At 35.3% G+C, this 3,110-nt stretch carries 4 protein-coding genes, 1 tRNA gene and 1 rRNA gene; 1 reads left to right on the top strand and 5 read right to left on the bottom strand.

All coding sequences use genetic code 11. The annotated features are described in order from the left end of the window. Positions 1–178 precede the first annotated feature (178 nt). Positions 179–294 (top strand): 5S ribosomal RNA (rrf, locus tag C7437_RS16635). A 233-nt stretch (positions 295–527) separates the two neighbouring features. On the opposite strand, the gene C7437_RS16630 is transcribed toward rrf, so the two are convergent. From C7437_RS16630 to C7437_RS16620, 5 genes are all read right to left on the bottom strand, one after another. Beyond that, on the bottom strand, positions 528–788 hold the full coding sequence (locus tag C7437_RS16630; protein WP_111441099.1) for a hypothetical protein: 261 nt from the start codon (positions 786–788) through the stop codon (positions 528–530). Between the two features lie 278 nt (positions 789–1,066). Beyond that, positions 1,067–1,720 (bottom strand): hypothetical protein, encoded by a 654-nt coding sequence (locus C7437_RS16625; RefSeq protein ID WP_111441098.1) that lies wholly within the window; start codon positions 1,718–1,720, stop codon positions 1,067–1,069. A 98-nt stretch (positions 1,721–1,818) separates the two neighbouring features. Continuing rightward, positions 1,819–1,995 (bottom strand): hypothetical protein, encoded by a 177-nt coding sequence (locus C7437_RS17045; protein ID WP_170122407.1) that lies wholly within the window; start codon positions 1,993–1,995, stop codon positions 1,819–1,821. Positions 1,996–2,071: 76 nt separating this feature from the next. Further along, a complete protein-coding gene (locus C7437_RS17040; protein ID WP_170122406.1) occupies positions 2,072–2,248 on the bottom strand; it encodes a hypothetical protein in 177 nt (58 codons plus the stop codon). A 694-nt stretch (positions 2,249–2,942) separates the two neighbouring features. Further along, positions 2,943–3,014: transfer RNA gene (locus C7437_RS16620), tRNA-Glu, on the bottom strand. Positions 3,015–3,110: the final 96 nt, after the last annotated feature.

Here is a 3,110-nt window from a genome sequence, read left to right as displayed (position 1 = left end):
AAGCGTGGCGACACGTGCAGCTGACGAATACTAATCGATCGAGGACTTAACCAAATAATGAATACGTAAAATCAATGTCTTTTATCCAGTTTTGAAAGAATGAAATTTATTTAAAAAACTACTTGTATTTTCCGGTAGATATGTTATAATAAATCTTGTCTTTCAGTAGTTATTCAAGTCTAGTGACGATGGCGAAGAGGCCACACCCGTTCCCATCCCGAACACGGAAGTTAAGCTCTTCAGCGCCGATGGTAGTTGGGGGTTTCCCCCTGTGAGAGTAGGACGTCGCTAGGCACTATAAAAAAAGGCCGTTACCGAGAAATCGGTAACGGCCTTTTTAGTTTTTTTAGTTTCTTATAAATAATATTAGTTCTACCTGTATGGATTACTATACATCTCAACATAAAGTGTATCCAATCATCTATTAGAGAAGAGATAGGACACTATTTGCGTTCAAAGGATGAGAATGCAGAGGACGTGTTGGTTGGAATAAAGATTTTCAATCGAATGTTTTCATAATCCCTCATTTATTTCTCAACAATTAATCGACCTTTATTCTGTTCGATATTGAACTTATATCCCTCACCATTTTTCAAATGAATCGTAACCATTTCTCCTTGATAGCGTTCGTTAATATAGATAAATAAATAGCCATCTTCTTCAATAGAAACAACTCCTTCGCGCTCTCCTTGTCGTAATTCCAATAAGGCATAGCCTTCACTTGAGTAATTAAATAACGCAATGGCAGGCATATTCTCAACGGTTAATGCAAATGCTATATAGTGCAAAAAAAAACCTGCAGAGAATTGCAAAGGACACGTACATAGTATTGCAAAGTATATTACAGGGGCCAAGTTGATTTGACATGGAGCTATTGCGGGCATAATTCATGAGCCTAGAGGCGGGGATGGCTCCAAGGATATAAGGCTCTAGCCAAAGCTGGTTATCCGCCTCTCACATCAAATCGCTCCCTTAAACACTATGTATTTTTCTTTTTAATTCTCTGCATCGTCATCTTGCATTTCTATATACTATTATTTTGCACTCTACAAGAGTGAAAGATCTACTATAAAGTGCGTGTATTCTCCCCATCCATTAGCTTAAAGTGAATATCGGATGATGTTCCACCTTCAATATGTTTTGGAACATCTGATAATTTGAGTAATTCCTTCAAATGAATAGATTTTTTACGATTAGCTTCTATCGTAATGCTATACGGACCAGCTAAATTCATAAGGGACTCCATTTGTACTTTATCTTCCGTGAAAAAAGAATCTATAAATTCTAATTCAAATGACACAGCCTCATTACTTCGATTATGTAATACAAGACTGCATTCCCCATTCAATAAGTCTTTGCTCACAGAATCAAAATTGCACCTACCATTACCATCGTATGAAACGGCTGTAATGCCACTTGCTAACGTTTCTTGGTACATTAAAATTAGAAGATTTGGTAATAGTGCATATACTATTACAACTATTATTATTGTTCGAAAGTAATATTTCTTTATACCAATGACAAGTAAGATCATGGCGATTATAAACATAACGGATCCAATAATACCAAGTAAAATATAGCCATCTTGATTACTAATTGGAAACGACATGAATGTAGAACGTGCTTCTAACATTACATTATTAGGAAATGGAAAATATAAATACATACATATCCCTAAAATAATAACGGAACTAATGAGTGCCAATTTACTTTTTATCATATATAATCTCCTTTTTTTCAACAAACCTGCTGCTTCAGTACAATAAGAAAAAAGCTTTACCGCATCCTGAAGTAATGCATCATGTTAGCCTAACAAAATTACTTGTTTATTTTTCTCCAAATCAATGTTGCAATAAGAAGTACAATTCCAACCGAAGCCCCTATAATCTGGTCTAATAAAAGTTCACCAGTTCTAAAGAAACGAATGTTAAAAGTTCCTCCAAAAATAACTATTATCGTAACTGCTAATTGAATAAGATATGTATTTATTTTCATCATTTATTCCTCCTTGAGAACTCCCACTTCTTCCAATAAATTCTTTCGTTTATTGAATGTAGGCTTTCTAATATCTTCATCCTTTATCTTTATTTTTTCTACTTAAACCAAATACTGTGGAAGAGAAAATAAATATGGCTGTACATAACCACATAGTAATTCCATTCCATTGTCCATCAAAAAGAGTTATATTACTTAAAATTATTACTTGCATCAAACAAACTGAAATATATAAAACTAAGTTATGTCGCATTTGTTTATCCCCCTTAAACTTTTATACGGTTTAAGAGAAAACAAGTTCCATTTAAGTATCCAATAAAAACCACTTCTAAGATAAAAATATAGAAGTGGTTTTATCAAACTTTATTTAAAAGCTACAGAAGGCTTTAAAATTAGTTATAAGCGTTAGATTTTAATGGATGAACAATGGGGTTATAAAATAGATTAGAGGCGTCTCAGGCGTTCCTTAGAGACTTAAAAGTCACTAATTTTTAACGAAGAGACACTTTCTACATAAGATACTAGAAAAAATTGGACTTCTGTTTAAGTGTACCTCAAAAAATGGAGAAGCATCATCCAGAGGAGAGGTGATATGATTAGCCAAAATGGTATTTTCGCGACGAGGAGGCTCACCGCACGCTCGTAACGAAAATCAGCGTGGATCAGGATTTTTTTTACTTCATAGATATTAATAAAAAGATGCCATTAGTGAAATCCCATCCTTTTCTCGTGTTTGATCGAGAAGGGGATAGAACTTCACCAAGGTCATATATTGTACAACAAAAAAAGCTTAGCATGATTGAACAGCTGACCTTTAAAGTATAAGGTAGGTGCTCTCTTAGCTAAGCTTCTAATGAATGTATTGGGAAAAGAGATTTGGAGCTTAGAAGACTACCTTGTGAAGATAACCTTCTATTAGTGATTTACTATCGAATCTAACATTAAAATGACCCCTACGGGATTCGAACCCGTGTTACCGCCGTGAAAGGGCGGTGTCTTAACCGCTTGACCAAGGGGCCTAATATATGGCGGAGAAGGAGGGATTTGAACCCTCGCACCGGTCGCCCGATCTACACCCTTAGCAGGGGCGCCTCTTCAGCCACTTGAGTACTTCC

The organism is Psychrobacillus insolitus (assembly GCF_003254155.1).
GTDB classification, from domain to species: domain Bacteria; phylum Bacillota; class Bacilli; order Bacillales_A; family Planococcaceae; genus Psychrobacillus; species Psychrobacillus insolitus.
This window is presented reverse-complemented; position numbering and strand designations above follow the sequence as displayed.

Excerpts from the sequence above, each read along its gene's own strand:
- C7437_RS16625 (WP_111441098.1), bottom strand. The coding sequence starts at position 1,720 with ATGATAAAAAGTAAATTGGCACTCATTAGTTCCGTTATTATTTTAGGG.
- C7437_RS17045 (WP_170122407.1), bottom strand. The coding sequence starts at position 1,995 with ATGAAAATAAATACATATCTTATTCAATTAGCAGTTACGATAATAGTT.
- C7437_RS17040 (WP_170122406.1), bottom strand. The coding sequence starts at position 2,248 with ATGCGACATAACTTAGTTTTATATATTTCAGTTTGTTTGATGCAAGTA.